Origin of the sequence: Streptomyces sp. NRRL WC-3549, assembly GCF_000721935.1 — a bacterium.
GTDB lineage: Bacteria > Actinomycetota > Actinomycetes > Streptomycetales > Streptomycetaceae > Streptomyces.
Genome location: NZ_KL585381.1, coordinates 203,325 through 206,271, shown reverse-complemented (window position 1 = coordinate 206,271; position 2,947 = coordinate 203,325). Strand labels below are relative to the sequence as shown.

Sequence of the window (2,947 nt, the reverse complement as noted above, 5' to 3'; positions counted from 1 at the left end):
CCTCCCTCGCGCCATCAGAGATGTGTATAAGAGACAGGCTCTGCACAGGCCAATTGTGCCCACACTCCGGTGCTATGCACGACACGCGGTGTCCGGCGATGGTTGTGCGGCGCACGGGAACTTCAGCGTCCGAGCCGTCCCCGGACCATGCCGACCATGCCGTTGAGCTCCTCGATGCGCATCTTCCTCGCCGCCACGTAGAAGATTCCCAGCAGGACCACGCTGCCGCAGACCAGGGCCACCACCGAGCCCCCGGCACCCTCGCCGAGCGTCTTCAGCAGGGCGAAACCGACGGCACCGCCGACCACCGCGGCGGGAACCGCGGCCAGGCAGAGACGGGCGTAGGTGCGCACCACGCGGGCGCCGTCGAGGTCGCCCCCGAGCCGGTTGCGCAGCCTGCGCCAGGCGACCCCGACGCCGACCGCGTAGGCCAGGCCGTAGGCGGCCGCCATCCCGATGACGGCCCAGCGGGCCGGAAGCACCATGTAGCACAGCGCGGAGACGGCCGCGTTGACCGCCGCCACGATGACGGTGTTGTAGAAGGGCGTGCGGGTGTCCTCGTACGCGTAGAAGCCACGCAGCACGACGTACTGCACGGAGTACGGGATGAGGCCCAGCCCGAACGCCATCAGGATGAAGCCCATGGACCGCGCCGCTTCGGTGCCGCTGGAGGCGTAGAGCAGGGTGCACATCGGCAGACCGAGCGCCAGGAAGGTGAACGCGACCGGCACGATCGCCACGGCCGAGTTCCGCAGCCCCTGCGAGATGTCGTCGCGGACCGCACCGGGGTCGTTGTCGTGTGCGGCGCGGGAGATGCGGGGCAGCAGGGCCGCCATGACCGAGACGGTGATGATCGCCTGCGGCATGCCCCAGATCAACTGGGCGTTGGAGTAGGCGAGGAAGCCCGTCCCGTCCTTGCCGGAGAGCTTGCCGGCCGAGGTCGCCAGCTGGGTGACCACGATGACGCCGGCCTGGTTCGCCAGCACGAAGAGGACCGTCCACTTGGCGAGCCGGACCGTCTTGCCGAGGCCGTGGCCCTTCCAGTCGAAGCGCGGCCGGAAGCGGAAGCCTGTCTCGCGGAGGTACGGGATCATGGCCAGTGCCTGGACGACCAGGCCGAGCAGGGTTCCCATGCCCAGCAGGCGGACACCTTCCGGCGGGATCGTCTCGACGCCCATCCGGGACTCGGCCGAGGATCCGTAGACCCAGATGAACAGCCCGAACGTGACGATCATGACGATGTTGTTGAGGACCGGGGTCCACATCATCGCGCCGAACTTCCCGCGGGCGTTGAGGATCTGGCCCATCACCACGTGGACGCCCATAAAGAAGATGGTGGGCAGGCAGTAGCGGGCGAAGGTGACGGCCACGCTGTTGGCCGCGGCGTCGTTGGCGATGGTCGGCGACATCGTGTGGATGAGCCACGGGGAGGCGAAGACGGCCAGGGCGACGATCGCGCCGAGCGTGACCATCACCAGGGTCAGCAGCCGGTTCGCATAGGCCTCGCCGCCGTCCGCGTCGTCCTTCATGGACCGGACGAGCTGGGGGACGAAGACCGAGTTCAGGCCTCCTCCCACGGTGAGGATGTAGATCATCGTCGGCAGGGTGTAGGCGATCGTGAAGCTGTCACCGAGCAGCGCCGCGCCGAGCGCCGCCGTGATCACCAGGCTGCGGACGAATCCGGTGAGCCGGGACACCAGCGTGCCGGCCGCCATCAGGGCGCTCGACTTCAGTATCCCGGAGGCACGGCCACCGGACTTCGGCGGCACGGGGGCCGGAGCCGCCTCCTGCTCGGCCGGCGGCTCGGGAGGCCGTCCCGGCCCCTGCTGCTGGTCGCGGAAGAGGTGGGCGAAGGCGTCCGGCTCGACCGGGGTGTCGGTGGCCTGGGTGACCAGGTCGTCCACTCCCACGTACTGGGTGGTCGCCGCGTCGTCCCCGTACGGAAGGTGCCGTGAGGGCCCTGCGGGCTCCGGTGGCGGTGTCTGGGCCCAGACACGGGGGTCCGGGGGGTACTGGGCCGCGGGAGGCTGCTGGTAGAGCGGCTGTGGCTCCTGGTAGGTGCCGGGGGGCGGCGGCGGGTGGGAGGCACGGTCGTAGAGGGCCTCGGCGACCGGATCCTGGGCGGTGAGGTCCTGGGACCGGTAGGGATCGTGGTCGTAGGCGTGCTGCAGGTACGGGTCGGGTGGGCTCCCGTCCTGGCCGGTGCCCGGAGGCGCCGGCGGATTGCTGGGCACCCCAGCTCCGCCCGCGCCCTGGCCGCGGTCACCGTCGTACGGCGCGTTCATCGAAACCCCACCTCATCGTCCCCGGCCGACCGGCCCCGACAGACATCGCTCAACGGTCCACTTTCTCACCCGTCCCCGACGGGTCCCCGCTTTCCGGACCGGTGTCCGGTGTCGGGTCACTCGGCTGCTCGGGTTCGCCGCCGTCGTTCTCCTCCGCGTCCCCCGCCGCCGCGCGCTTGCGCTGGGTGTACATCCTGATGCCGGCGAGGACGAGCAGCAGCAGCCCGCCCGCGAGCACCAGGAGCACCGTCGGGGTGACCTCGGAGACCTTCACCGTGAAGGTCATCTCCTCGCCGTACGGTGTGCCGTCCTGAGTGAAGAGCCGTGCGGTGACCTGGGCCTGCCCGTTGGCGTTGGCCGAGGCGTCGAACTTCACGGACTGGCTGTGTCCCCCCGCGATCCTGACCGGCTGTTCGGCCCGGGCCCCGCCGTCGTTCAGCTTGAGCCGGGTGGCGTTGCCCGACGTCAGCCGGAGAACGAGGTGGTCGATGCCCTGGACCAGCTTGTTCTGTACGGTGACCGGGATGGTCGCGCTGCGTCCGGACAGGGTGACGTCGGACTTGGTGATGAGCTGCACCTCGCTGGTGAGGCTCTTCAGATAGGTCCGGACCGCGTCACGGTACTGCTGGGCCTCCAGCCTGTCTCTTATACACATCTCTGAG

2 protein-coding genes are annotated in these 2,947 nt (G+C 69.6%); both read right to left on the bottom strand.

The window, feature by feature from the left end; translation table 11 throughout:
* Nucleotides 1-122 precede the first annotated feature (122 nt).
* Nucleotides 123-2,285: a murein biosynthesis integral membrane protein MurJ gene (gene murJ / locus IH13_RS0101190; protein WP_031080248.1), complete on the bottom strand. Its 2,163-nt coding sequence runs from the start codon at nt 2,283-2,285 to the stop codon at nt 123-125.
* A gap of 49 nt (nt 2,286-2,334) precedes the next feature.
* The coding region (locus IH13_RS0101185) for a DUF6049 family protein (RefSeq protein ID WP_234433183.1) at nt 2,335-2,947 on the bottom strand (613 nt) is incomplete at its 5' end.